At 67.9% G+C, this 24,917-nt stretch carries 26 protein-coding genes; 17 read left to right on the plus strand and 9 right to left on the minus strand.

Annotated features, from left to right (window positions below; all coding sequences use genetic code 11):
• Positions 1 to 46: 46 nt before the first annotated feature.
• The 3 genes from ACZ9GM_RS13550 to ACZ9GM_RS13560 form a co-directional block, all read right to left on the minus strand.
• Positions 47 to 214: a hypothetical protein gene (locus tag ACZ9GM_RS13550; protein WP_476038134.1), complete on the minus strand. Its 168-nt coding sequence runs from the start codon at positions 212 to 214 to the stop codon at positions 47 to 49.
• An 8-nt stretch (positions 215 to 222) separates the two neighbouring features.
• A complete protein-coding gene (locus tag ACZ9GM_RS13555) occupies positions 223 to 369 on the minus strand; it encodes a hypothetical protein (protein WP_476038135.1) in 147 nt (48 codons plus the stop codon).
• 232 nt (positions 370 to 601) lie between these two features.
• Entirely contained in the window at positions 602 to 1,708 is a 1,107-nt protein-coding gene (locus ACZ9GM_RS13560; RefSeq protein ID WP_476038136.1) for a zinc-binding alcohol dehydrogenase family protein, read from the minus strand.
• A gap of 36 nt (positions 1,709 to 1,744) precedes the next feature.
• Here ACZ9GM_RS13560 and glf point away from each other — a divergent pair, with 36 nt between their 5' ends.
• On the plus strand, positions 1,745 to 2,905 hold the full coding sequence (glf, locus tag ACZ9GM_RS13565) for a UDP-galactopyranose mutase (RefSeq protein ID WP_291475358.1): 1,161 nt from the start codon (positions 1,745 to 1,747) through the stop codon (positions 2,903 to 2,905).
• Positions 2,906 to 2,920: 15 nt separating this feature from the next.
• Here the strand turns inward: glf and ACZ9GM_RS13570 are convergent, their stop codons facing one another.
• Entirely contained in the window at positions 2,921 to 3,319 is a 399-nt protein-coding gene (locus tag ACZ9GM_RS13570) for an elongation factor Tu (protein ID WP_476038137.1), read from the minus strand.
• 121 nt (positions 3,320 to 3,440) lie between these two features.
• The gene (locus ACZ9GM_RS13575; RefSeq protein ID WP_476038138.1) at positions 3,441 to 3,875 is read right to left on the minus strand and encodes a VOC family protein; all 435 of its coding nucleotides are present in this window, start codon (positions 3,873 to 3,875) and stop codon (positions 3,441 to 3,443) included.
• Between the two features lie 60 nt (positions 3,876 to 3,935).
• On the opposite strand from ACZ9GM_RS13575, the gene ACZ9GM_RS13580 reads away from it, so the two are divergent.
• Positions 3,936 to 5,720: a long-chain-fatty-acid--CoA ligase gene (locus ACZ9GM_RS13580; protein WP_476038139.1), complete on the plus strand. Its 1,785-nt coding sequence runs from the start codon at positions 3,936 to 3,938 to the stop codon at positions 5,718 to 5,720.
• 24 nt (positions 5,721 to 5,744) lie between these two features.
• Here ACZ9GM_RS13580 and ACZ9GM_RS13585 read toward each other — a convergent pair whose 3' ends face one another.
• Both ACZ9GM_RS13585 and ACZ9GM_RS13590 read right to left on the minus strand, forming a co-directional pair.
• The gene (locus tag ACZ9GM_RS13585) at positions 5,745 to 7,451 is read right to left on the minus strand and encodes an ABC transporter ATP-binding protein (protein ID WP_476038140.1); all 1,707 of its coding nucleotides are present in this window, start codon (positions 7,449 to 7,451) and stop codon (positions 5,745 to 5,747) included.
• Complete coding sequence (locus ACZ9GM_RS13590) at positions 7,448 to 9,094, minus strand: ABC transporter transmembrane domain-containing protein (protein WP_476038141.1); 1,647 nt, start codon at positions 9,092 to 9,094, stop codon at positions 7,448 to 7,450. Before ACZ9GM_RS13590 ends, ACZ9GM_RS13585 begins: the two co-directional genes overlap by 4 nt.
• 207 nt (positions 9,095 to 9,301) lie before the next feature.
• On the opposite strand from ACZ9GM_RS13590, the gene ACZ9GM_RS13595 reads away from it, so the two are divergent.
• The 3 genes from ACZ9GM_RS13595 (at position 9,302) to ACZ9GM_RS13605 (ending at position 11,727) form a co-directional block, all read left to right on the plus strand.
• Complete coding sequence (locus tag ACZ9GM_RS13595; protein ID WP_476038142.1) at positions 9,302 to 10,399, plus strand: ABC transporter substrate-binding protein; 1,098 nt, start codon at positions 9,302 to 9,304, stop codon at positions 10,397 to 10,399.
• Between the two features lie 187 nt (positions 10,400 to 10,586).
• The gene (locus tag ACZ9GM_RS13600) at positions 10,587 to 11,570 is read left to right on the plus strand and encodes an ABC transporter substrate-binding protein (RefSeq protein ID WP_476038143.1); all 984 of its coding nucleotides are present in this window, start codon (positions 10,587 to 10,589) and stop codon (positions 11,568 to 11,570) included.
• A gap of 7 nt (positions 11,571 to 11,577) precedes the next feature.
• Positions 11,578 to 11,727 (plus strand): hypothetical protein, encoded by a 150-nt coding sequence (locus ACZ9GM_RS13605; RefSeq protein ID WP_476038144.1) that lies wholly within the window; start codon positions 11,578 to 11,580, stop codon positions 11,725 to 11,727.
• 54 nt (positions 11,728 to 11,781) lie between these two features.
• Here ACZ9GM_RS13605 and ACZ9GM_RS13610 read toward each other — a convergent pair whose 3' ends face one another.
• The gene (locus tag ACZ9GM_RS13610; RefSeq protein WP_476038145.1) at positions 11,782 to 12,573 is read right to left on the minus strand and encodes a TroA family protein; all 792 of its coding nucleotides are present in this window, start codon (positions 12,571 to 12,573) and stop codon (positions 11,782 to 11,784) included.
• Between the two features lie 223 nt (positions 12,574 to 12,796).
• On the opposite strand from ACZ9GM_RS13610, the gene ACZ9GM_RS13615 reads away from it, so the two are divergent.
• Complete coding sequence (locus tag ACZ9GM_RS13615) at positions 12,797 to 13,702, plus strand: siderophore-interacting protein (protein ID WP_476038146.1); 906 nt, start codon at positions 12,797 to 12,799, stop codon at positions 13,700 to 13,702.
• Positions 13,699 to 14,568 (plus strand): helix-turn-helix domain-containing protein, encoded by an 870-nt coding sequence (locus ACZ9GM_RS13620; protein WP_476038147.1) that lies wholly within the window; start codon positions 13,699 to 13,701, stop codon positions 14,566 to 14,568. Before ACZ9GM_RS13615 ends, ACZ9GM_RS13620 begins: the two co-directional genes overlap by 4 nt.
• Here the strand turns inward: ACZ9GM_RS13620 and ACZ9GM_RS13625 are convergent.
• Positions 14,561 to 14,824: a hypothetical protein gene (locus tag ACZ9GM_RS13625; protein WP_476038148.1), complete on the minus strand. Its 264-nt coding sequence runs from the start codon at positions 14,822 to 14,824 to the stop codon at positions 14,561 to 14,563. The two genes, ACZ9GM_RS13620 and ACZ9GM_RS13625, sit on opposite strands and share 8 nt — an antisense overlap.
• A 511-nt stretch (positions 14,825 to 15,335) precedes the next feature.
• Here ACZ9GM_RS13625 and ACZ9GM_RS13630 point away from each other — a divergent pair.
• The 10 genes from ACZ9GM_RS13630 (at position 15,336) to ACZ9GM_RS13675 (ending at position 24,825) form a co-directional block, all read left to right on the plus strand.
• Positions 15,336 to 15,575 (plus strand): hypothetical protein, encoded by a 240-nt coding sequence (locus ACZ9GM_RS13630; protein WP_476038149.1) that lies wholly within the window; start codon positions 15,336 to 15,338, stop codon positions 15,573 to 15,575.
• Entirely contained in the window at positions 15,550 to 16,425 is an 876-nt protein-coding gene (locus ACZ9GM_RS13635; protein WP_476038150.1) for an ABC transporter substrate-binding protein, read from the plus strand. Before ACZ9GM_RS13630 ends, ACZ9GM_RS13635 begins: the two co-directional genes overlap by 26 nt.
• A gap of 290 nt (positions 16,426 to 16,715) precedes the next feature.
• Positions 16,716 to 17,810 (plus strand): FecCD family ABC transporter permease, encoded by a 1,095-nt coding sequence (locus tag ACZ9GM_RS13640; RefSeq protein ID WP_476038151.1) that lies wholly within the window; start codon positions 16,716 to 16,718, stop codon positions 17,808 to 17,810.
• Entirely contained in the window at positions 17,807 to 18,928 is a 1,122-nt protein-coding gene (locus tag ACZ9GM_RS13645) for a FecCD family ABC transporter permease (protein ID WP_476038152.1), read from the plus strand. The genes ACZ9GM_RS13640 and ACZ9GM_RS13645 overlap by 4 nt, the downstream gene beginning before the upstream one ends.
• A 23-nt stretch (positions 18,929 to 18,951) precedes the next feature.
• Positions 18,952 to 19,785 (plus strand): ABC transporter ATP-binding protein, encoded by an 834-nt coding sequence (locus ACZ9GM_RS13650; protein WP_476038153.1) that lies wholly within the window; start codon positions 18,952 to 18,954, stop codon positions 19,783 to 19,785.
• A gap of 166 nt (positions 19,786 to 19,951) precedes the next feature.
• Entirely contained in the window at positions 19,952 to 20,122 is a 171-nt protein-coding gene (locus ACZ9GM_RS13655) for a hypothetical protein (RefSeq protein ID WP_476038154.1), read from the plus strand.
• A 59-nt stretch (positions 20,123 to 20,181) separates the two neighbouring features.
• Positions 20,182 to 20,805, plus strand: a complete 624-nt coding sequence (locus ACZ9GM_RS13660) for a hypothetical protein (protein WP_476038155.1) — start codon at positions 20,182 to 20,184, stop codon at positions 20,803 to 20,805.
• Positions 20,806 to 21,147: 342 nt separating this feature from the next.
• Positions 21,148 to 23,199 carry a glycosyltransferase gene (locus tag ACZ9GM_RS13665; RefSeq protein WP_476038156.1) on the plus strand — a complete coding sequence of 684 codons (2,052 nt, stop codon included), beginning with the start codon at positions 21,148 to 21,150 and terminating at the stop codon, positions 23,197 to 23,199.
• Complete coding sequence (locus ACZ9GM_RS13670) at positions 23,192 to 23,779, plus strand: phosphatase PAP2 family protein (RefSeq protein WP_476038157.1); 588 nt, start codon at positions 23,192 to 23,194, stop codon at positions 23,777 to 23,779. Before ACZ9GM_RS13665 ends, ACZ9GM_RS13670 begins: the two co-directional genes overlap by 8 nt.
• On the plus strand, positions 23,776 to 24,825 hold the full coding sequence (locus ACZ9GM_RS13675) for a decaprenyl-phosphate phosphoribosyltransferase (protein WP_291475413.1): 1,050 nt from the start codon (positions 23,776 to 23,778) through the stop codon (positions 24,823 to 24,825). The genes ACZ9GM_RS13670 and ACZ9GM_RS13675 overlap by 4 nt, the downstream gene beginning before the upstream one ends.
• The last annotated feature ends 92 nt before the right edge of the window (positions 24,826 to 24,917 follow it).

The raw sequence follows: 24,917 nt of genomic DNA on the forward strand, positions 1-24,917 counted from the left end.
TGCCTCGACCTCGATCATCCGACGGTCGTCGGAGTTCATCCGGTAGTCACCGTCCGGCCTGCCGGAGGTAGGCCTCCCCCTTGTGTTCCGCGGGCTTCTGTGACGGTGTGAGGGCTTTGACGTCGACGACGACGACCGTGTGCCCGTCCACGCTCACCGGGTACGGCTCGATGTGTGGTACCGGGGTGACGGAACCTCTCGTCTGGCTGGTCATCACCTGGATCATGTCACTGGGGAGGAGGCACCGGTGACAGTGAAGTTCTGTCGCTGGCCCACGCCCAGGAGTACGGTACCGCCCTGGGGCATGTTGGCGAAGGCGCAGACGGTCTCCGGCAGGTTCTCCGGTAGCCCTCCGGCAGCTTCCTTCACTTCGACGAGGGTGAGAGGTCGTCGCCGAAGGCACGCATGTCCGACAGCGTTGTGCGGATGCGTTCACTGGATCCGGATCATACCGACAGTGTCAACACTGTTGGTGTTTAATGTCCAACATTAGGAATCAGCACCGGAGTGTGGGGTTCCGGAATGAAGTGTTGGCCTGTGCTGCGGAAACGCTGTTGTCTGTCGTGTGCTCAGTGTGTCTCACATAGTGCCATTCACACACTCACACCCGCACCACGATCTTGCCGGTGACGTGACCGTTCTCGAGGTCACGGTGGGCGTCCGCGATCGCCTCGGCGTTCATGCCCGCCAGGGTCTCCCCGGTGGTCGGGACGATGCGTCCGGCGTCCACCAGATCGGCGATACGGTCCAGGATCCGCCCCTGGGACGCCGGGTCCACTGTGGCGTCACCGGCGTCCCCGTCTCCGAAGATCACCTTCGTGAACATCGACTCCCAGTGCACCGAAATGGACTTGCGCTTGAACGCGCCCAGCTCGAAGGATTCCGGATCGTCGATGAGACACAGGTGGGACGCCGGCGCCATCAGCGCGGCGAGGTCACCGGAGCGCCCACCCGACTGTGAGGTGAATACGTAGCGCACCGGCGGCACCCCTGTGCCACCGTCGGCGACCGGCTTCTGCAGCGCCGCGACCTGACCGGCGAGCTCCTTGTTGTGGTCCAGCACATGGTGGGCCCCCATCCGCGTCACCCACTCCCGCGACTCCTCACGACCGGCGGTCGCGATGACCGTCAGTCCGGTCAGTGCGCGCGCCAGCTGGATCATGATGCTCGGCACGCCACCGGCACCACCCACGACCAGCAGGGAGGCCGGGTTCTGTGCACCTGAGGCGACGCCGGAGTCCAACCTGATGCCGAGGCGCTCGAACAGGGCCTCCCAGGCGGTGAGTGCGGTCAGGGGGAGCGAGGCGGCGTCCACCACGGGAACCGAGGACGGGGCGCGGCCGACGATACGTTCATCGACGGCATGGAACCGTGAGTTCGTGCCCGGACGCAGCTGCGATCCGGCGTAGAACACGGTGTCTCCCACGGCGAAGCCGACGACCCCGGAACCGACGGCGACGACGGTCCCCGCGGCGTCATACCCGAGAACCGGCTGCTCACCGGCGGCGACGGCCGCTGCGGCACGGCGCCGCATCTTCGTGTCGATCGGGTTGACGGACACCGCCGCCACCTCGACGAGCAGATCGCGGGGGCCGGGTGTCGGGACATCGGTGACGACATCGGTGAGGCATCGCGGGTCGGTGACGGGGAACGCCTCCGTCACGGCGACGGCGGGCATCGTGGCTGGCAGTGCTGGCAGGTCGCTCATGCCCTCCAGGGTAGGCGACCTGTAACGTGGACGGCCATGAGCGATTATGACCTGATTGTCGTCGGCAGCGGATTCTACGGACTGACTGTCGCCGAGCGTGCGGCCAGCCAGCTGAACAAGAAGGTGCTCGTCGTCGAGCGCCGCAGCCACATCGGCGGCAACGCCTACTCCGAGGCCGAGCCCACCACCGGCATCGAGATCCACAAGTACGGCGCGCACCTCTTCCACACCTCCAACAAGAAGGTCTGGGACTACGTCAACCAGTTCACCGACTTCACGGACTACCAGCACCGCGTCTTCGCGATGCATGACGGCACCGCCTACCAGTTCCCCATGGGCCTGGGCCTGATCAACCAGTTCTTCGGCAGGTACTACACCCCGGACGAGGCCAAGGCACTGATCAAGGAGCAGACCGACGGGCTCAATCCGGAGGACGCCGCCAACCTCGAGGAGAAGGGTATCTCCCTGATCGGCCGCCCGCTGTACGAGGCCTTCGTACGCGACTACACGGCCAAGCAGTGGCAGACCGACCCGAAGGAGCTGCCGGCGGCGAACATCTCCCGCCTGCCCGTCCGCTACACCTTCAACAACCGCTACTTCAACGACACCTACGAGGGTCTGCCCGTCGAGGGCTATACCGCGTGGCTGGAGAACATGGCGAAGAGCGATCTCATCGAGGTCCGCCTGGACACCGACTGGTTCGACGTCCGCGAGGAGCTGCGGGAGCAGAACCCGGACGCCCCGGTCGTCTACACCGGCCCGCTCGACCTCTACTTCGACTACTCCGAGGGCCACCTCGGCTGGCGCACCCTGGATTTCGAGACCGAGGTGCTGGAGACCGGTGACTTCCAGGGCACCCCGGTGATGAACTACAACGACGCGGACGTCCCCTTCACCCGCATCCACGAGTTCCGCCACTTCCACCCGGAGCGCAAGAACTACCCGGACGACAAGACCGTCATCATGAAGGAGTTCAGCCGCTTCGCCGAGGGCGAGGACGAGCCCTACTACCCGATCAACACCCCCGAGGACCGCGAGAAACTGCTGCGCTACCGCGAGCTGGCGGAGGCCGAGACGGCCGAGAACAAGGTCTTCTTCGGTGGGCGTCTCGGTACCTACCAGTACCTCGACATGCACATGGCCATCGGCGCGGCACTGTCGACCTACGACAACAAGATCGCCCCGCTGCTGGGTTAGGCCGGGGAGGGCGGGTCACGCAGTGGCCGGCGGGATGTCGGAGGCCTGCCGGGAACGGATCACAGCGCCCTTCAGCGAGCCGCTGTCCAGGATCATGTGTCCACCGTAGGGCCGGAGCGGAAGGTCGTCGAGTTCAATGCCGGCGAGACCGATCGCACACCCGTCGCCCTCGCTGAGCACGGCAGGTTTCCGGCGCTTCCGGGATTCGAGGTGCCTGACCTGTCCGGGCAGGATGCGGTCCTCGACGATCAGGGTCGCCGGAGCGCCGACCGTGACAGCGCCGGACTCCACCGTTCCGGTGAAGACAATGCCTCTGCCGGTGATCGTGAACACATCGTCGACGCGGAAACTGAAGGGGGCATCCACATCGACGGTCTCCGGTGGAGGTTTCGAACTCTTGCTGAACAGGCCCATGCGCCCAGCATAACGGCGATACGGGTGCAGGTCTCCGGTGACGGATCCCCGCCGCATCCCTGTCCGCAGCGGACTCTGGTCCGGACCACGGGACAGGCGGTGTCGGGGCGCCCGTCACCCTTCACGCTCCCCGGGCGCTGTCGCCGGCGACATTCACCATCCAGCTCACGCCGTAGCGGTCACGGAGCTGTCCGAACCAGTCGCCCCACATCTGCTTCTCGAGCGGCAGGAACACATTCCCGCCCTCGGCGAGGCGGACGAACCAGCCGGCGATCTTGTCGTACTCCTCCGGATCCCCACCGATGCACATGTCGACGGAGGGGGCGGCGAAATCACGGGGGTCGTTCTCCGCGGTATCACAGGCCATGAAGGTCCAGCCGTCAGCGGTCTCCAGGTGGCCGTGCATGATCAGGTCCGCCCGTGCCGGGTCATCGGTGGCACCGGCGGCACCGAAGGTGAGCGTCTGCAGTTCACCGCCGAAGACCTCCTGGTAGAACGCCAGGGCCTCGGCAGCGGTGTCGCGGAACTTGAGATAGGGATTCAGCCAGGTGCTCATGCTTCGACGTTACCGCCGGGACTCACCCTGCACACCACCCCCGGCGTACCCTGACTCAGCATGAGCGAGAACAGTGCGTCCACCCCGGACGACCAGGAAGCCCCGAAGAACCCGTCCACCACCTGGAAGGACCACCCCTGGTGGGACGCCTACCCGGAGTGGGTCAACCCCGAGCTCGACTATCACGCCGGGCACGAGCGCACCCTCGCCGAGATCTTCGACCATGCGGTGAAGACCTGGCCGAAGCGTCCCGCGATGACGTTCTTCGGCACCACCGTCCCCTACGGGGAGTACGGACGCCAGGTCGACAAGACCGCCGCGATGCTGCACAACCGGGGTGTGCGCAAGGGTGACCGGGTCGCGATCGCCCTGCCGAACTGCCCGCAGGCGCTGATCACCTTCTACGCCGTGCTCTCCCTCGGCGCGACCGCCACGCTGCACAACCCGCTGTACACCGCCCGTGAGCTCACCGTCGCCTTCAAGGATCACGGCGCGAAGGTCGGGGTGTTCTGGGACAAGGCCGTCGATGTCGCCCGTGAGCTGCGCACGGTCTCCCCGCTGGAGCAGATCATCCCGGTGACCATCACCCGCTCGATGCCCTGGTACCTCCAGACCGCGCTGAAGATCCCGGTCAAGCCGCTCAAGGCGATGCGCAACAAGCTCGCCGGCTCCACTGAGGGGCTCACCGAATGGTCTGACCTGGTTAAGGATGCCTCGGCGTCCGAGGGTCGCGCTCTGATCGAGACCGCGGTGGTGACCCCGGAGGACACCGCCCTGGTGCTCTACACCTCCGGCACGACCGGCACCCCGAAGGGTGCGGCGCTGTCCCACGCGAACCTCTGCGCCAACATCATCCAGGGCCGCAACTGGGTTCCCGGCCTCGGCCAGGACGAGGAGCCGGAGCGGATGCTCGCCGCCCTGCCGATCTTCCACGCCTACGGCCTGACGATGAACATCACCCTCGGCCCGCTCATCGGTGGCACGGTGCTGCTGCTGCCCGCCCCGGAGAAGACGCTGCTGGCCGGCGCAATGAAGAAGCAGAAGCCGACGTGGATCCCCGGCGTCCCCGCGCTGTACCAGACGATCATGGACCTCGCGGAGAAGGACGGTATCGACATCTCGGGTGTGAGGGCGTCCTTCTCCGGCGCCTCCGGCCTGCCCGTGGAGGTCGTGAAGCGGTGGGAGAACCTCACGGGAGGACGCCTCGTCGAGGGCTACGGCCTCACCGAGACTTCCCCGATCGTCATCGGCAACCCGATGAGCGACGCCCGACGTCCCGGCTATGTCGGCGTCCCTTTCCAGGACACGCAGGTGCGTGTCGTCTCGCAGGATGATCCGACCGTGGTGCTGCCCGACGGCGAGGCCGGCGAGCTGGTCGTCCGTGGCCCGCAGGTCTTCGACGGTTACCTCAACCGGGAGGACGCCAATGAGAAGGCGTTCGTGACCGGCGAGGACGGTCTGGGTGGCTGGTTCCGGACCGGGGACATGGCCGTGATGGAGGCCGACGGGTTCGTGAAGATCGTCTCGCGCATCAAGGAGATGATCGTCACCGGCGGTTTCAACGTGTACCCGCAGGAGGTCGAGGAGGTGCTGTGCGAGCATCCGTCGGTCGCCGCCGCGAGTGTGGTCGGCCTGCCGCGGTCGGACGGTTCCGAGACCGTGGCCGCCGGTGTGGTGCTTGCCGAGGGCGCGCGGTTGGACGAGGAGGTCCTCAAGGACCACTGCCGTGAGGGACTCGCCCGCTACAAGGTCCCGCGCGTGTTCAAGGTCTTCGCCGAGCTGCCGGCGGACCAGCTGGGCAAGGTGCGCCGTGTGGAGGTCCGGGAGCAGATGCTGGAGGAGTAGGGGGTCGGGGGATATCGGCGCTGCTCACCGCGCCCGCGCCCGCCACGCCGCCCACAGTCGCGCGTAGCGTCCGCCCCCGGCGACCAGCACCTCATGCGGACCGGCTTCCACGATCCGCCCCGCGTCCAGCATGACCACCAGGTCCGCCCCGGCCGCCTGACTCAACCGGTGCGCGACAATCAGCGAGGTTCTGCCGCAGGTCACGGCGTCCACCGCGGCGTCCAACCGGTCATCGGTGCCCGCATGCGCCGTCGCCTCGTCGAGGACCACCACCGGCGGGTCCGCCAACAGCACCCTCGCCAGGGCCAACTGTTGCACGGCCGCCTCGTCGAGCACCGCGTCCGAATCCAGGCCGCCGGTACGCACCCACGCCGCCCCGACCGCGTCCGTGGCGGCGAGCAGCTCCTCATCCGACGCCTCCGGGGCTACCAGCCGCAGATTCTCCGCCACTGTCCCGGTGAACCGGTGGATCTCCTGGGTGACCAGCAGTGTCCGCCCACCGACCCGGACCGACCCCCCGTCAGGACGCAACGACCCGGCGACCAGCCGCGCCACCGTCGACTTCCCCGACCCGGACGCCCCGACGAGCACCACCCGCGACCGCGGAGCAACCTCCAGGGACACCCCGTCGAGGACGCGCCGGGTGGTGCCTGGGTAGGAGAAGCAGACCCCTTCAAGAGTCACCGCGCCCTCCGGCACGTCCGTGGCAGGGACCGCGGACCGCACCGGCACCCGCAGTACCCCGACCAGGCGTGACAACCCCACTTCGGCACGCTGCAGGTCGTCGATGCCGGCGAGCAGTACGCTCACCGGGGCGAGGAACCGCTGGAAGAACAGGGCACCGGTCGTCGCCGCGCCGACGGTGAGCAGGCCCGCGTCAACCTGCCGGAACCCGACCGCGAGAACCGCGGCGAGCCCCAGGAACTCGGCGACGTTGATCCCGCCGTTGAACACATTGCGCACCTTCGTCACCGCCCGGCCGATCTCCACGGACGCCAGACTACGGGTCGCGATCAGCCCCAGCCGCCCGGCCTCCCGGGCATGGGCACGCACGGTCGGCGCACCCGTGACGGACTCGATGAGTGCCTGGCCACGGTCGGCGTTCATCCGCTGCTGGCGCACGTACAGAGGTCGTGACCTGCGCAGGAACCGGCGACCGGCGAACAGCTGCACCGGCAGTGCGACGAGTGCCGCCAGGCCCAGCCACGGGTCGAGCACAGCGAAGCCTGCGGCGGTGACGAGCAGTGTCACCACCGCCTGTGTGGTGCGCGGCAGGACCTCGGTGACCGCGCCGGTGACCGATTCGACGTCCCCGGTGACCCGGGAGACCACGTCCCCGCTCCCGGCGGTCTCCACCAGTCCCGGGTCCAGCCGGACCGCGGCGTCCACCACCTGTTCACGCAGGTCAGCAAGGGCACTCTGGAGGGCGCGGACCAGGATCCGGCCACCCCACAGCACCAACAGAGCGGCACACCCGCCGCACAGGAGAATCAGGCCGACGGTCGCCCCGAGTCGTGTGAGCCCGGCCCCGGCGATGACGTCGTCGACGATGCGTCCCTGCAGCGCGGGAACGCCGAGTCCGGCGGCCGCGCCCACGACGAGGAGCACCGCCGACGCGGACAGGCCCGCCCGGTACGGGCGCAGCAGCACCCCGGTGGCGCGGGCGGTCTCTGCGACGGAGGCTTCGGGCAGTCGTGTCTCCGGCAGTCTGCCGGCCGGTCGCGCGCTCATGCCGTCACCGCCGCGTCCACGATCACGCTGCAGGCGTCCAGCAGCAGCCGGTCGGAGGTGACGACCACGACCACCCGGCCGGTGGATGCCACCAGACCAGCCAGGCCGTACGCCACATCACCACAGGTCACGGGGTCAAGGGCAGTCAACGGCTCATCGAGCACCAGCACCGGGCCCGCTGTGTGCAGTGCCCGGGCGAGCGCCACCCGCTGGCGTTGCCCACCGGACAGCCGGCGCCCGCCCTCACCCAACTCGACGTCCGCGGAGCCGAGATGGTCGATGACGTCATCCAGCGCTGTGGATGTGACGACAGCGTCATCGAGCGGCCCGTCCCCGAGGGTCACGTTGTCCCTCAGTGACCCGGTGAAGATGGTCGCCTCATGCGGCGGGGCGGTTACCTGCCGACGCCACGCGTCCGGGCCGAGAGCCAGGGCGTCACACCCTGAGAAGTGCAGCTCGCCGGGGTCGGGCAGGGTGCGGAAACCCAGGCGGTCGGAGACGCGCCGGGCCGATGCGGCATCCGGTACGCGGACGCCCGTGAGCTGCCCGGGTACCGCGTGGACGCGCACTCCGCCGGTCGACCAGGTGAGGTAGCCGGTTTGCGGTGCGTCCGTTGCTGCGTCCTCCCCGGTCGTTCCCGAGGGCAGCCCGAAATCCTCGGCGAGCAGGTCCTTCAACCGTGCCGCCGAGGCCCGCTTGTACGCCCAGTTCGCACCGAAGATGCCGATGTGCGCCAGCGACCCCTTGAGGAACTGCGCCAGGCCGATGACCGTGACCAGTTGGCCGGGGGTGATCAGGCCCCCGACGGTCAGCCAGCCCGCGGCGAAGGTGAGGATGCCCAGGTAGAGCAGGGAAATGATCTCGCTGACGGCGTCGTAGGTGCGCAGGGAGACGGCTGAGTCGACGGCGGTGTCGCGGGACCGCCGGCTGGCTGCCCGGTAGCGGCGGCTGATCTCGTCCTGCGCGCCGAGCCCGTGGATGATCCGTAGGCCGGACAGGGCGTCCGCGGCGACCTCGGAGGCGTCGGCGACGGCACTCTGCTCCGCCCGGCCGCGGGCGAACATGGGGCGCGACAGTCGCTGCATGAGCACGAGGACGCCCACCGCGCCGACGAGGACGCCCACCCCGAGCGGTACGGAGATGAGCAGCAGGGCGACCGCGGCGGCGAGCAGGCCGGCGACCGTCGCACCCTGCTGCACGATCGACCAGGCGACGCCGGCGACCTGGTACGTGTCATTCGTGGCGACGGAGAGGACCTCTCCGGTGGGGCGGTCTTTCCCGGCGGTGCCGCGCGGGTGCAGGACACGACCTGCCGCGAGCTGGCGCAGGTCATGCTCCCCGTGGCCGTAGACGCGGACCATGCCGAGCGCGGCGCGCTGGTAGCTCAGCGACATGACCAGGTAGGACGCCCCGAGAACGCCGAGCCAGGTGACCAGAGCGGACACGTCGCCCGGGATGACGGCGCGGTCGATGACGAGGCCGATGAGCAGTGGGACGGACGCTTCTCCGAGGCTGTGGACGATCAGGCCAAGGGTGCAGGCGCTGAGGCGCCAGGCGCGTCCGTCGGCGGTGAGGGCGGCGCGCAGGATCGCGGCGGTGGTGACTGTGGTCGGGAGTGCGCTGGTCAGAGGGGGAGCGGGCATGGATCCGACGCTACGGCCTGCCGGACGCGCCTGGCGGACGACCGCTGTCGCGGGGCGGACAGGGGTGGGTGCCGGTTGTCGGCGGACCGCGGACAGGACAGAATCTGTCCGCCGGGCGAAGAACGTTGTCCCCCGTGGCCCTGCCGGTCAACCGTAGCGTCTCCGGTGCTGTCTGTCCGGCAGCCATCTGACGACGAAGGAGTCCATGTGTCCGACATCCGAGTAACCCGCAGGAGCTGCGAACACCCCGGCGCAGAAAACCGTCTCGCGTCCCGTTCTCCGGTCCGTGCCCTGGCCGCGGTACTGGCCGTCATCTGTGTGTCCCTGTTCGGCCTCGCCGCCTGCGGCTCCTCCGGTCAGGGGGCGGGCGGGGAGAAGCGCGTCTTCGCGGAGGCCGAGGACGGCGCCTTCCCCGTCACGGTCCAGCACACCTACGGGCAGACCACTATCGAGTCGCAGGCCCAGCGTGTGGTGGTTGTCGGGTGGGCGGGCTCAGACCTCGCGGTGCAGCTCGGCACCGTACCCGTGGCGCAGGGTCCCGCGGGCGGCACGGGCGACAGCGCGGAGTTCTACCCCTGGTTCCGGGACGCTGTCAGTGACCTGGGTGCCCCACTTCCCGCCACCGATCCCTCACTGGAACGCGGCGAGGTGAACACGGAGTTCGTCCTGAAGCAGAACCCCGACCTCATTCTCGCGGTGCAGTCCGGCATCACCGCGGACGAGTACAGGAAGCTCTCCGACATCGCCCCGACGGTCGCCTTCCCTGACGAGCCGTGGGGAACCTCCGCCGAAGACCATCTGGACATGGTGGCCGAGGCTCTCGGACGCCCGTCCCTGGCGGAGAAGGTCACCGGGGAACTTGATGACCGCATCGCCGAGACCGCCGGAAAGCATGAGGACCTCGCCGGGAAGACCTTCCTCTACGGGTTCCTCCCGGAGGACGGGCAGACCGTCATCTTCTCCGACACCGATCCGCGGGTGAAGACCCTCCAGAAGCTGGGGCTGGTGGATTCGCCGGATCTCGCGGCACTCGCTGAGGAGTCGGACGGTGTGTCCAGCTTCAATGTGTCGATCGAGAAATTGATCGCCACCACCGCTGACCTGTACGTGACCGGCGCCGACCGGGAGAAGTGGGACGCGGCGTCGCGTTCGGACCGTGCCTTCGCCGCCTGGGGTCCGGTCAGGGACGGGCACGCCGCGCTGATGACGGACTCCGACGTGAACCTGGCGCTGTCGGTGTCCACTCCGTTGAGCCTGGCCTGGGCGATCGACGATATCGCCGACGTGCTGTCCGCTGCACTGTAGCCTGCCCCGGCGACACCGGCCACGGCGTTTCCTGGAACCCCCATCGGCCTCACCTCCTTCCATGACGAGGTGGGACACGGCCGTGCCCACCCTTTCGTCACCCAGCGGACAGATCTTGACCGCTACACAAAGGTGAGCCTGTCTATACTTTCTCGCGGTACGGAACCCCCGACTGAGAGAGAATGTCATGACCCTTCGCCCACTCACGACCCGCCGCGTCCGTCGGATCGCCGTGGCCCTGACCGCCACTGTCGGCGTCCTTGCAGCGTCCGCCTGCAGTTCCGACGATGACAGCGACAGCAACGACACGCACACCGTGGCCAGTGCCTACGGTGATGTCGAGGTGCCTGAGAACCCGGAGCGCGTGGTTGCGGTCTCCTACGACACCCCGTGGCAGCTGAAGTCGCTCGGCGTCACCCCGGTCGCCGCGCAGGACTACTCCGACTACAGCGACGGTATCTCCGCGGAGCAGAAGGAGTTCCTGGAGCCGGTCGAGACCGTCGGCAAGTTCTTCGAGCTGGACATCGAGGCAGTGGCGAAGGCGGACCCGGATGTCATCGTCGGCGATGTCCTGGAGATCGACCAGGAGCTCTTCGACAAGCTCTCCGCGATCGCGCCGACCGTCATCGTCGAGGGGGAGACCCGCGGCGACTGGAAGCCGATCGTCGGAATGCTGGCGGACGCGGTGGGCGCCGAGGACAAGCTCGAGCAATCGAAGGCCGCCTACGAGGATCGGCTCGGGACGCTGCGGGAGGACTACAAGGACGTTCTCGCCGACAACACCTTCGCCTCCATCGGCGCCATGGAGGACGCCGCGAAGTTCTTCATCAACTACCCCTCGGGGATCATCGGTGCGGTCTATGAGGAGGTCGGGATGATGCCGGCGCCTTCGCTGCCGACAGGTGAGTTCCCCAAGGGATGGGAGGAGTACTCCACCGAGAAGATCGGGGACCTGCTCGGAGATGCGGATGCTGTGATCATTCCGGAGCGTCCCGATGGTGCCATCGACCCCTCGATCCAGGCGATCCTCGGCAATACCCTGTTCAGGAACCTCAAGGCGACGAAGAACGACCACGTCTTCCCGATCTTCGGCGAGGTCACGGACTATGCATCTGCGACGGCGTACCTCGACACGATCGAGGAGAAGATCCTCATGCCGCTGCAGAAGTGACGCGGTCTTGACCGCACCGGTCGTCCCCGAGGGGTACCTGCTCACCGCCCGCGAACCGCGGCTCCGTCGTTGGCAGGACGCCGACCTCTGCGGACGCAGCCACCACGCGCACGTCGACCACACGGTCCTGTTCCCGGCGGGCACAGCGCACGCGTGACCGTCCGGTGAGGAGGAGCAACTCTGTGCGTTGTCCATCGACCCGGATGCCTGGTCACGGACAGCATGCACCGCGCAGATCTCCGGGGTGGTCAGCACGACGGTCCGCACCGTGACGGTCCCGGCGTCCCTGCGGGAACTGCTGTTGCATCTCGCAGTCCGGGAGATGCCGGACAACCGACGGCTCCGTGCCCGGCAGGTCTGCCTCGAACTCCTCGCGGACGCCCGCTTTGACGGTGCGGAGGTGCCGACCGTCCATGATCCGTTTCTCGCGCCTGTTGTCGGCGCGCTGCTCGGCGACGTACTCGGCGAAGTTCGCGCCGACCTTCGGGAATCCGGCTCGGTGGTTGTAGAGCAGCTGCGGGGTCCTCCCCGCGACCACCGCCGGCAGTCTCTTCCACAGCACGTCGTCGGACAGGACATTGTCCGGGTTCTGGACGAATATCACGTCCGCGACCTGCAGGATGTTGAGGTTCTCCCGGCTGTAGAACTGGAAGGAACCGTCGGCCTCGCGGTTGCCGGAATCGGTGAGCAGGGTGAATCCGGGGTCCGTGGGGACCTCGATCGGCTGATCCTCGTCCTCGAGGACGAACTGGTCATCCTGGAGTGAGACGACGGCGACGGTCATCCCCTCGATCCTCACGGTCGGTGAGAGCCGGTCGATCGTGGCGTTGTAGTCGGCGATGCTCTGCTCCGCCTCGGCCTTCCTCCCGATCTGGTCGGCCCGGTCGACCAGAGGCTGGGGCCATTCGGCGTCCTCGGCGGGGTTGTCTCCGGAACTGCAGGCGGTCACGGTGAGCAGAGTCGCTGCGGCCACGCCGGCGGGGAGGGTCCTGGTGAAGGTCATGACGATGAGGCTATCGGCGGGTCGTCGCGTGATCGGGCCATGCTGTGGCGTCCGGCGGACACGTCGTGCGGTGATGCGTCTGCTGCCCGCCACACGACGGCACCTGTCCGCTCCGCGAAGATGAATCCAAGTAGGGTTGCCTCACTGAACCCGGCGTCCGGGTGTGCCGGAAACGGGCCCGTCGACGCACCACACTCACCGGAGAAGACGCAGAGAACAGATCATGACCAGCGCAGAAGAGAAGTACCCCGCCGACTACACGCCCCGCATCCACCGGGCTGAGGTCCTCGCCGTCACACGTGTGGGCACCGCCATGGTGCGTGTCACCCTCGGCGGGCCGGACATGGCCGACTACCCGACCACCGGCGTCGGCGACGAATGGATCCGGGTCTTCTTCCCCGACGCGCCCGCCGACCCCGTCCGCCTCCCGACCCTGGAGGGCCGCGGCTGGGACTACGCCGACGGTATCGAGCCCTCCGAGATGCGCGCCTACACGGTCCGGGCGTGGCGTTCCGGAGAGATCGACGTGGACTTCGTCGTCCACGGCAACGGTGTCGCCACGACCTGGGCCACTACCGTCGACACCGGTGGTGAGGTCGGCGTCACCCCACCGGTGGACGTCTACACCCGCCCCGGCAATGTCACCCGGCAGGTCCTCTTCTGCGACGAACCCGGCCTGCCCGCCGCCCTGCGCATTGCGGAGACCGCGCCGGAGGGGGTGGCGTCCACCCTGGTGTGCGAGGTTCGCGCCGAGGGCTATGAGATCGCCCCGACCAGGGACGATGTCGAGTGCATCTGGCTGCCCGGTTCCGGCAACGGGGTGGCGGAGAGTCGTCTGCCGGAGGTGCTCGCCGGTATGGAGATCACCGGGCAGGACGCCGTCTGGGCGGCGACGGAGACGCGTACCTCCCGGGCGATCCGGAAGATCCTGCGGCAGGACAAGGGCCTGGCCCGCGGTGCGGCCACGACGATGGGGTACTGGATCCACGACTCCGAGCAGTGGCGTGCCGCCTATGACGCCCTCGGCCCGGACTTCGCCGACAAGGTCCGCGACGTCTTCGACAGTGACCGGGACGAGGACGAGATGATCGCGGTCGTCGATGAGCTCTACGAGAGCAACGGCCTGTGACCGCGGCGATGATCACCCCGGGGAACCGGACGGCGGCGGACATCGTCGTCGAGGAGGCGTCGGCACGGGACGACCTGGAAAACGCAGCGGACGCAGCGGACGCAGCGGACGCCCTCATCCCCGGCGACTTCCTGCTCACCCTGCGGGAACTGCGCTACCGCAGCCCCCTGGAACCGGAGATGTGCACGGACCGGCCGCACCGGCACGACAACCACCATGTGGTGTTCTTCGCCGTGCGCGGCACCGCGCAAGTCGATGTCACCGGCAGTCGGCACCACCTCACCCTCGGCCAGGGCGTCTTCGTCCCCGCCGGGGTGGAGCACACCGCGGACACGTCCCCGACGAGCACGCTCACGGCCGTCTACATCCGCCCGTCCGCGTGGGAGGGGGTGGTCGGCACGGTGCGGGACGTCACCGTGAACACCGCCACCCGGGAGATGCTGATCCTGCTGGCGTACCGGGGAATATCCCGTGACCAGCGTTTCCGTGCCCAACGGCTGTGCCTCGACTTCATGGCGGAGCCGGCGACGCCGGGCCTGGAACTGCCGCTGCCCCGCAATCCGCTGATCCAGCCGATCACCCGACAACTGCTGGAGCACCCGGAGGACGCCCGCTCCCTCGAGGACTGGGCCTGGCTGCTCGCCACCTCCGGGCGCACCATCGCGCGGGTATTCCGGACGGACACCGGCATGACCTTCAGCGAGTGGCGGACCATCGCCCGGATGTCCTCGGCGGTGCGGTTGCTGGGGGAGGGGACTCCGGTCGGTACGGTCTCGCGCCGGGTCGGCTACGCCAACCCGAGTGCCTTCGCCACGGCGTTGAAGCGGATCACCGGCCGTGCGCCGCAGGAATTCCGGTCTAGGTGACGGGCACGGTGACGGGTCTCCTGCTCACCACGGTCCGCTTCGACGTTCCCCGGCTGCATTCCTGGACGGACGCCACCACGCTGCCGGACGCGGTGGTGGTCGTGGAACCGCCCACATCGGTGCCGGGTACGGTCGTCGACCTGCGGATGCCGGCGTCCCCGCGGGTGTCGGCGGTCGCACGCCGGATCCTGTCCCGGCCGGACATGGCGGAGACCACGGTGCCGCCACCGACGAGTCTCTGCACGGCCAGGTGCATCCGGGCCAGAATCCTCCACTGGTGAAGGTGTGGCCGGTCTCCGCGGCGAACCGTCGGGACCGTCGGGACAGTGCGCGGGGATGGAGGCAGTGCTCGTGGGCCACGGCAAGGAGGTCATCGCTCCGCGGCAGCGGAATGTCGAATGAGTGGTGCGGCACCGGTTCCGGCATAGCGAGAATGACGGTCTGGAGCTGCAACCTGGCCTCGGACGTCATGTCGGACTCATCGTCGTAGGCGAGGGCCGTCCGCAGCAGTTCGTGGACGTCGTGATGCCTCTCACGCCGGGTGGTGGAGCCCGGCACCGGAAAGCTGTGGGTGGCGAGGAGGGATCCGCGGTTCAGTGATGCGGGATGGTGTCACGGTGTCCTCCTCGGGCAGCGGTGGTGGGCACGGACGATAGCCCAGGGTATGCGCACGTCAGGGCGTGTCCGGTACGCGAAGATCCTTGTCGTCCCGACGCTCACCCGCACTACTAGTCTCATCTGAGGCGAACCTACCCTGAGGAGACTTGATGACAACGACAACGACCCTGCGACGCCCGGCGTCCCTGATGCGACGGGTGGCGGCAACCGTCCTCGCCGCGGCAACCCTGTCAGCGGCGGTGGCCTGCTCATCCGATGACGATGAGGATGCCGCACCCGGCGGCAACGGTGACGGGAGCTTCCCCGTCACCATGGAGCACGTCTACGGCGAGACGGTGATCCCGGAGAAGCCGGGAGAAGGTCGTGACCGTCGGCTGGATGACGCATGACATCGTCGCCGCCCTCGGTGTCGACCCGATCGGGGTGGACAGCACCTGGGGTGGCGACGAGGAGGGCTTCAGCCCGTGGTTCCGCCACCAGGTCGAGGACGTCATCGGCGGTGACATGCCCGAGATCACCAACACGGACGACGGCGCCCTGGACATCGAGAAGATCGCCACACTGGAACCGGACGTCATCCTCGCCCCGCACTCGGGGGTGACCGATGACGAGTATGCGAAGCTCAGCAGAATCGCTCCGACCGTGGCATATCAGAAGTCGCCCTGGAAGTCCGGCAGCTGGCAGGATCTCACCGCTGTCGTCGCGAAGGCCCTGGGTGAGGAGGACAAGGTCGCCGACCTCGTCTCCGGGACCGAGGACGCCATGGCGACCGAGGCGGCGAAGTACCCGAACCTGAAGGGGGCGTCCTTCCTCTACGGTCTGACCTTCGAGGGCAACGGCCCTGAGGTCGGCCTCTACGTCTCCGACGATCCGCGCGTCGCCTTCCTCCGGGAGTTCGGTCTGGTAGACAGTCCGAACCTGGAGAAGGAGCTGGGGCTGGACAAGCCGGACGACTTCAGTGGCGCCGTCAGCCTGGAGAGCATCGGGAAACTCAGTGCCGACCTTTTCGTCGCCTGGTCCAGCGGGGCGGAGTACACGAAGAACACGCTGGAGAATCCGGCGATGGCACGGTGGTCGCCGATCAGGGACGGCCGGTACTACATTCTCGAGAACGAGGCGCTGGCCATGGCCACCAACGCACCCAGCCCGCTGAGCATCCGGTGGGCGCTGGACGAGGGTTTCCTCGCCGACCTGTCGAAGGCCGTCGACGGCGGTGCCGTGGTCCGCGCCAACTCGTGATCCGGGCGCCTCGGGTAGTCGGCATCACGCAGGCTGAGGGCGTTGCGGGTACCTCGCCAGCGACCTCAGACTGCGTGATGCGGACATGGGGCTGCAGGGGAAATGCGGTGGTGGCATGCCAACAACCTGTCACTTCCGGACAACTACGTGTGGGGAGGGCAGGCTACACTACGCGCGCAGTGGTGGGTAACGTGCCCTCACGACGGACAGCACAGAAACGGCAGACGCGGCAGACCGTCGTGCCCCGACCCCGACACAGTGAACCGAGTCAGTGAAGTGGACAGGCCGAGATGACACAGCAGACGACCAGTGCCTCCGGCGGCGTCCCAGGGGACAACCCTGACGGCGTCTCCGACGGTGCCGACCACGCGCCGAAGCAGGCCTCCCTCTACACCCGACGCACCATCGGACTCATCTGCCTCGCCGCAGCCCTGGTCATCGCCTTCCTCCTGAGCCTGGCCAACGGCGCGAACCCGATCCCCTACTCCGACGTGTGGGAGGTGATCTGGCACCGCGGCGAGAACGAGGCGTCCTGGATCGTCTGGGACCAGCGACTGCCCCGCACCGTCATCGGCATCCTCACCGGTGCGGCGTTCGCCCTGGCCGGTGCACTGATCCAGGCGCTGACCCGCAATCCGCTGGCGGACTCCGGCATCCTCGGCGTCAACGCCGGTGCAGGGCTGGCGGTGACGGTCGGCGTCGGCATCTTCGGCATCGCCGGGATCACCCAGTACATCTGGTTCGCCTTCATCGGTGCAGCCGCAACGACCATTCTCGTCTACATCATCGGTGTGGCCGGCGGCGCCCGCGGTGCGAACCCGGCCACCCTGGTGCTCGCCGGTGTGGCCCTCGGTGCGGTGTTCGGCGGCATCACCAGCTTCCTCACCCTCATAGACCCGGACACGTTCGAGTCGATCCGGAACTGGAACCTCGGTTCGGTCGCCCGCACTTCCCTGGATGACGCCCGCTTCGTCATCCCCTTCCTGCTCCTCGGCTTCGTCCTGGCGGTACTGGTCTCCACCGACCTGAACTCCATCGCCCTGGGTGACGACCTCGCCGCGTCCCTCGGCACGAAGGTGGTGCGCACCCGTGTCGTCACGATCCTCGCGGTGACCGTGCTGGCCGGTGGCGCGACCGCCCTGACCGGTGGCATCGGTTTCGTCGGCCTGATGGTCCCGCACGTGGTCCGCTGGATCGTGGGGCCCGACCAACGCTGGATCTTCTTCTACTGTCTGCTCGGCGGCCCGGTCCTGGTGCTGCTGGCGGACACGCTGGGCCGCGTCATCGCGCGTCCCGGTGAGATCGAGGTCGGCATCCTCACCGCCGTCATCGGTGCCCCGGTGCTCATCGCCCTGGTCCGGCGGAAGAATGCGAGTGGCCTGTGAGTATCCGTGAACGCTTCTCCCGCAACACCTCGGACTACACCTCCGTTTCGACGGTCGACTTCGGCTACCGCACCATCGTCGTGCGTACCCCGAAGGTCAGTAACCGGATCCATGTGCGCCTCGCGGTCGTCGCGGTGTCCTTCATCCTCGCGGCCGCCGTCCTGGCGATCATCGCGATCGGCATGGGCGACTACCCGCTGAACCCGTGGCAGATCACCAAGGCGATCTTCGGCGCACCGGAGACCCGCTTCCACCGCATCGTGGTGGTGGAATGGCGCATGCCGGTGGCGATCGCCGCGGTGGTCTTCGGGGCTCTGCTCGGTATCGGCGGCGCGATCTTCCAGTCGATGACGCGCAACCCGCTGGGTAGCCCGGACATCATCGGTTTCGACGCCGGTTCGTACACCGCCGTCACCATCTGCATGCTGGTCATCGGTACGACCGCGTACTGGAACATCGCCGTCGCCGCGATCCTCGGTGGCGTCATCACCGCCTTCACTGTCTTCATGCTCGCGCGCAAGAACAAGAAGGTGGAGAGTTTCCGTCTGATCATCGTGGGCATCGGTGTCTCGGCGACGCTCGGATCGCTGAACTCCTACCTCATCACCCGCGCGGACGTGGAGGACGCCATGATGGTCGGCTTCTGGTCGGCCGGCTCGATCAACCGGGTGACGTGGAACTCCCTGGTCCCGGTGCTGATCCTCGCCGCAGTGGTGGTGGCCCTGGTCGCCCTGCTCGCCCCGGCGCTCAAGCAGATGGAACTCGGGGATGACGCCGCCACGACCCAGGGCGTCAACGTCGAACGCACCCGCCTGATGCTCATGGTCGTCGGCGTGGCGACGACTGCGCTGGTCACCGCGGCGGCTGGGCCGATCAGCTTCATCTCCCTGGTCGCTCCGCAGCTGGCCCGACGCATCGCGGGGACGCCGGGTGTGACGGTGCCTGGTGCTGCCGCGGTCGGTGCGGCGCTGCTGACCTTCGCCCACTTCCTGTCCCTGGTGATCGCCCACTTCTACCGGTCGATCCCGGTCGGCCTGCTCACCGTGAGCGTGGGCGGTATCTACATGATCTGGCTGCTGATCCGCGAGGCACGCAAGCAGTACGGGACGCCGACATGAGCGACGCTGAATTGAAGGGAACAATGACTGACGCACGACTTCAGGTCCGCAACGCCACCATCGGCTACGACCAGCGGATCATCTCCACCGACCTGACCGTGGACATCCCCCACGAGTCCTTCACCGCCATCATCGGCCCGAACGGCTGCGGCAAGTCGACGCTGCTGCGCGCGGTCGCCCGCGTCCTTACCCCGGTGAAGGGTGAGGTGCTGCTCGACGGTCAGCCGATCGCGTCCTACGGCGCGAAGGAGGTGGCCCGCCAGCTGGGCCTGCTGCCGCAGACCTCGCTGGCGCCGGAGGGGATCCGGGTCGCGGATCTCGTGGCCCGTGGGCGTGCCCCGTACCAGTCCCTGTTCCACCAGTGGAGCCCCGAGGACGAGAGGGCGGTGCAGGAGGCGCTCGTCGCGACCCGGACCGACAACCTCTCGGCCCGTCTGGTCTCGGAACTGTCCGGTGGTCAGCGGCAACGGGTGTGGGTGGCGATGCTGCTGGCACAGCAGACGCCGATCATGCTGCTCGACGAGCCGACGACCTTCCTCGACATCGCCCACCAGTATGAGCTGATGGAACTGCTGCGCACCTTCCACGACGAGGGAAAGACCGTGGTCACGGTGCTGCACGACCTGAATCAGGCGTGCCGCTACGCCGGTCACCTCATCGTCATGCGCGACGGTCGGATCGTGACCACCGGTGCGCCGGCGGACGTCATGACACCCGACCTGGTGGAGGAGGTGTTCGGGCTGCGTGCCCTGGTGGTGCCGGATCCGGTGACCGGGACGCCCAGCATCGTGCCGTTGGATCCGCGCTCGGCGGAGGGTGGTCTGGCTCCGGTGACGCCGGTCGTCGACGAGGTCTGATGTTCCACCCCATGCAGAAAAAGGACATCGTCTGCGTTCCCGGCATCCCGAGCCCCCGCGTCCGTGGAACTCTCCTTGAAGGGGTGCTCTGTTTCCTTGCCGTGCTGTGTCTTTCATCCCATGTTGGATCTCAGGAAGACCACCCGTTCCCGTTCCCTCCGCGCTGTTGCTGCCGCCACGGCACTCGTCGCCTTCCTCCGGCCTCGCGGCCTGCGACGGTGACGACAGCGACGATGACGCCACCACCGACGGTGAACCCGCCGTCACAACCGACGAGAGCGGTGTCACCGTGGACTCCGGCAACGTGGTCGACGTCCCGGGCGTCCCCGGTCCCTGAGCCTTTCTCTGACCACGACTCCGGTCCGGCTACTGACAGTACTGGTCACGTGTGGTCGAATGGACACCGTGAAAACCCAGCGCATCTCCCGTTCCCGTCGTGCCGTTCTCGCCGTCACCGCTGCGGCCACGCTCACCCTGGGCGCCTGCACGGTGGGAGATGACGATGACAGAGACAACAGCGACAACGGCGACAACGGCGACGGTGGCAACGGTTCCCCGTCTGCCGACCTGTCCGCAGTCCCTGATGCGCCCTTCGCGCCCGATGCTTCGGACGCGCCGGGGGAGACCGCCGTCTCAGAGAACGTGGACGCCTTTGTCACCACCGCCACCGCTGCGGGGTGGAACTGCATCCCCGGGGCAGACCCCTACACCGGAAAGCCGGGCGCGACCTGCAACCCGGGTGCAGAGGATGTGCTGACCAAGGCGGTCTTCGCCGTCTTTGACCGGGCGGAGGTCGCCGACGGGGCGGAGGCGGCACGCCTGGCCCGCGAGACGCTCTCGGGTGGCGTGCCGGACGCCGGGTCCGGTGAGGATGCAGCAGATGATGGGGATGCGACGGACGATCTCTTCGCCGACCAGTACCTCCCCCTGGATTCCGACACTCTCGCCGGGTACTGCGTCAACACGCTCGGCACCTGTGGCGGCAGCGACTTCGAGGGCCTGGGCCTGACCCTCGGCTGACCTGCACTTTTCTCCGGTCGCACCATTCGCGTCTGTTGTGGCGGTATCCGCCACCGGCTCCGGACCGGACATGGGCTCGGGCTGCTCCGGCTAGGGAAAGTGTTACCGGTTCTGGCGGGTAGCAATTTTCACGACCTGGGGAAATGTCGGATTATGGTACCGACGCCCGGTAACACTTATGCTCGTAGGGGACTTGAGTTGTGACGAGCAGACGGAAGAGGTCGGACCCCCTCTGACAGGTGATTCACAGCACGGTTCCGCGTGCCTGACTACGCGAGCGCGTCCCGATAGGGGATAATCGTCGGCGAACAACTGTCTATCGGAAGCCGGCGTAGTACTTACATGAGCGCAACCAGCGACAACAGCATCACGAACGACACCTTCGACCCGCGGCGTCTCGCCCGGGTGATTCTGCCGAAGCGTGGTGAGCCGCGGGACGTCCGGTCCCTGTACATCGTGGAGAATGAGGCCGCCCCCGGGCGCGTGACGGCTCTGTCGCGTACCTCCGCCAGCATCCCGGCGGGTACCGAGGTCAGCTTCGAGTCCTACTTCAACGGGTTCCCGGCGTCCTACTGGCGTCGGTGGAGCCAGCTCGACGAGGTCCAGTTGCGTGTCGAGCTCACCGGCGACGCCCGCATCGACATCTACCGCTCCAAGATCGACGGTTCCCGCATCGCGGTGACAGGCGGTGTCGTCGAGACGGACGAGGACGGCCACGGTGTCGCCGAGTTCACCGTCTCCCTCGCCCCCTTCGAGGACGGCGGCTGGATCTGGTTCGACCTCACCTGTGAGTCGGAGACCACCGTCCACGCGGCCGGCTGGTACGCCACGGAGGACGCCGCGGAGCAGACTCTCGTCGCCGACGCGGTCGTCACCGACCCCGCCACCGGTGAGAAGGCCACCCGCCACGCCGGGGACACGATCCCCGCTCCGGAGCCCCGCGTCACCATCGGCATCCCGACCTTCAACCGCCCGACGGACGCCGTCGCCGCCCTCGAGGCCCTCTCCTCCGACCCGGTCGTCGATTCCGTGGTGGACGCGCTGATCATGCCCGACCAGGGAACGAAGCACCCGAAGGACGAGGAGGGCTTCGCCGAGGTCGAGGCCTTCTACGGTGACCGGCTGCGCATGCCGGTCCAGGGCAACCTCGGCGGCTCCGGCGGCTACTCCCGCATCATGTACGAGGCCCGCCACCCCGAGCGCGGCACCGACAGCCCGTTCATCCTCTACATGGACGATGACATCGCCATCGAGCCGGACAGCGTCCTGCGCTCCCTGGCCGCCGCCCGCTACGCGGCCAACCCGATGCTCGTCGGTGGCCAGATGCTCAACCTGCAGGAGCGCTCCCACCTGCACACCATGGGCGAGATCATCGACCGTGGCAGCTTCATGTGGACCGCCGCGCCGCACACCCACTACGACCACGACTTCTACAACCACCCGCTGCGTGACCGCGGTGAGTACGGCGAGAACGCCTCCGGTGAACAGATCGACTCCAAGGACCTGCACCGCCGTATCGACGCCGACTACAACGGCTGGTGGATGTGCATGATCCCGCGCGTCGTCGCCGACACGATCGGCCAGCCGCTGCCGCTGTTCATCAAGTGGGATGACGGCGAGTACGGTCTGCGCGCCCGTGACCACGGCTTCCCGACCGCCTCCTGGCCGGGCATCGCCATCTGGCACATGGCCTGGTCCGACAAGGACGACGCCATCGACTGGCAGGCCTACTTCCACCTGCGCAACCGCCTCATCGTCGCCGCCCTGCAGCACGAGGGCAGCCCGAAGGGCATCGTGGCCTCCATGACCAAGGCGACCGCCAAGCACCTCATGTGCCTGGAGTACTCGACCGTGGCGATCCAGAACGAGGCGATGAAGGACTTCCTCGCCGGCCCGGACCAGCTCTTCGACATCCTGGAGACCGCGCTGCCGCGCATCAATGCGCTGCGCAAGAACTACCCGGACGCCGTGGTCGTCCCCTCCGCCCAGGCTCTGCCGAAGGCGGACGGCGGCCCCGCCGGTCTCACCGATATCCCGCTGAACCCGCTGAAGAAGATCACGACGCTGGCCAAGGTGGTACGCAACAACCTGCGTCCCGCTGATCCGCACCACCACGAGGTGCCACAGGTGAACCTGCCCCCGATCGAGGCACGCTGGTTCTCGCTCGGACGCATCGACGGTGCGACCGTGACCACCGCCGACGGCCGTGGCGTGGTCTACCGCAAGCGTGACCGGGACAAGGCGGTGGAGCTGGCGAAGGAGTCCGCTCGCCTGCAGAAGGAGGTCGCGGCCCGCTTCGACGAGATGCGGCAGCGTTACCGTGTCGCCCACACCGAGCTGACCAGCACCGAGGCCTGGGGCCGTATCTTCGAACCGGAGTCGGTCGTTGAGTAGTCGCGGCGGATGGCGGGACGGAGCCTACGAAGCGGACCTGCTCGTCTCCCTGCAGGACGCCGTGGTGAAGAACCCGTCCGGCCACACGGTCCAGGCCGCCGCCCGGGGGCTCAGCCATTTCGGTGAGCACTCCCTGGGCTGGCTGGCGATCGCCGCCGCCGGTGCCGTCGCCCACCGTGGTGACTCCGACGCGCGCACGGGTCGGGACGCCTGGATCGCGATGGGTGCTGCCGCGTTCACCGCACACGCGGCGTCCGTGGTGGTCAAGCGCATCGTGCGCCGTAAGCGTCCCCACGATCCTCGGATCGTCGTGGGTGTGGGGACGCCGAGCTCGCTGAGCTTCCCGTCCTCGCACGCCACCTCGACTGCGGCGGCACTCGTCGCCCTGTCCCGGATCTCCGGGTCGAAGGCACCGCTGGCCGGGATTCCGGTCATGATGGCGTCCCGCCTCGTGCTGGGCGTCCACTACCCGACCGATGTGTGCGCGGGGGTGGCGCTGGGCGTCGCGACCGAGCAGACTGTCCACCGGCTCGCCGCCCGATGTTCCGGCGGCGGCACCAGTAAGGAGAACGGCCGATGAGCCAGAACAACCAGAACCCCGACGGCGGGTTCATTGGTTCCGAACCGCACACCGCGGGTCTTGACGACGAGTCGGTGGCCACGTGGACCGAGGGACACACCGAGACTTCGCAGGACGGTGAAGGCAAGACCCCGAAGCCGCCGAAGAACCTGCTCGACGGCATGATCAAGGCGCTGCGCCCCAAGCAGTGGGTGAAGAACGTCCTCGTGGTCGCGGCCCCCGCCGCCGCCGGTGGGGACATGCTCTTCCACGGCGACGTCATCCGCGACATCGTCATCGCCTTCGTGGTGTTCTGCCTCGGTGCGTCCTCGATCTACCTCATCAACGACGCCCGTGACGTCGACGCCGACCGGGCGCACCCGACGAAGCGGTTCCGCCCGATCGCCGCCGGTGTGCTGCCGGTCAGCCTGGCCTACGTCATGGCCGTGGTGCTCATCGTCGCGTCGATCGGCCTGAGCTTCCTGGCGTCCAACGGTCCGGAGCTGGCGCTCGTCATCGCGATCTACATTGCGCTGCAGCTGGGCTACTGCTTCGGTTGGAAGCACCAGCCGGTGATCGACATCGCCCTGGTCTCCTCCGGATTCATGCTGCGCACGATGGCCGGTGGTGTTGCCGCGGACATCGAGCTGTCCCAGTGGTTCCTGCTCATCGCCGCCTTCGGTTCGCTGTTCATGGCGGCCGGCAAGCGCTATGCGGAGCTGAAGCTGGCTATGCGGTCCGGTGCGAAGATCCGTAAGTCACTGGAGAGCTACACCCCGACCTACCTTCGTTTCGTGTGGACGATGGCGGCCACGGCCGTGGTCGTGTTCTACGCGTTGTGGGGCTTCGACATGAGCCAGCAGCACCCGGGCCATGCCTCGGTCTGGTACCAGGTCTCGATGGTCCCGTTCACCGTCGCGATCCTGCGGTACGCCGCGGACGTCGACCGCGGTGAGGGCGGTGCCCCAGACGAGATCGCCCTGAGGGACCGGACGCTCCAGGCGCTGGCCCTGATCTGGGTCGTCACCATCGCCGTGGCGGTGTACGTGATTCCCGGGGTCAGTTGATCCCGCCCCGGCGACCGCCGTACCGGACACCGGGAAACTTTTGGCTCGGATTGTCACCGTTTGGTAACATCCCTGGCCGATGACGCGATAGG

It is taken from the genome of Corynebacterium sp. UD i78, assembly GCF_056280545.1.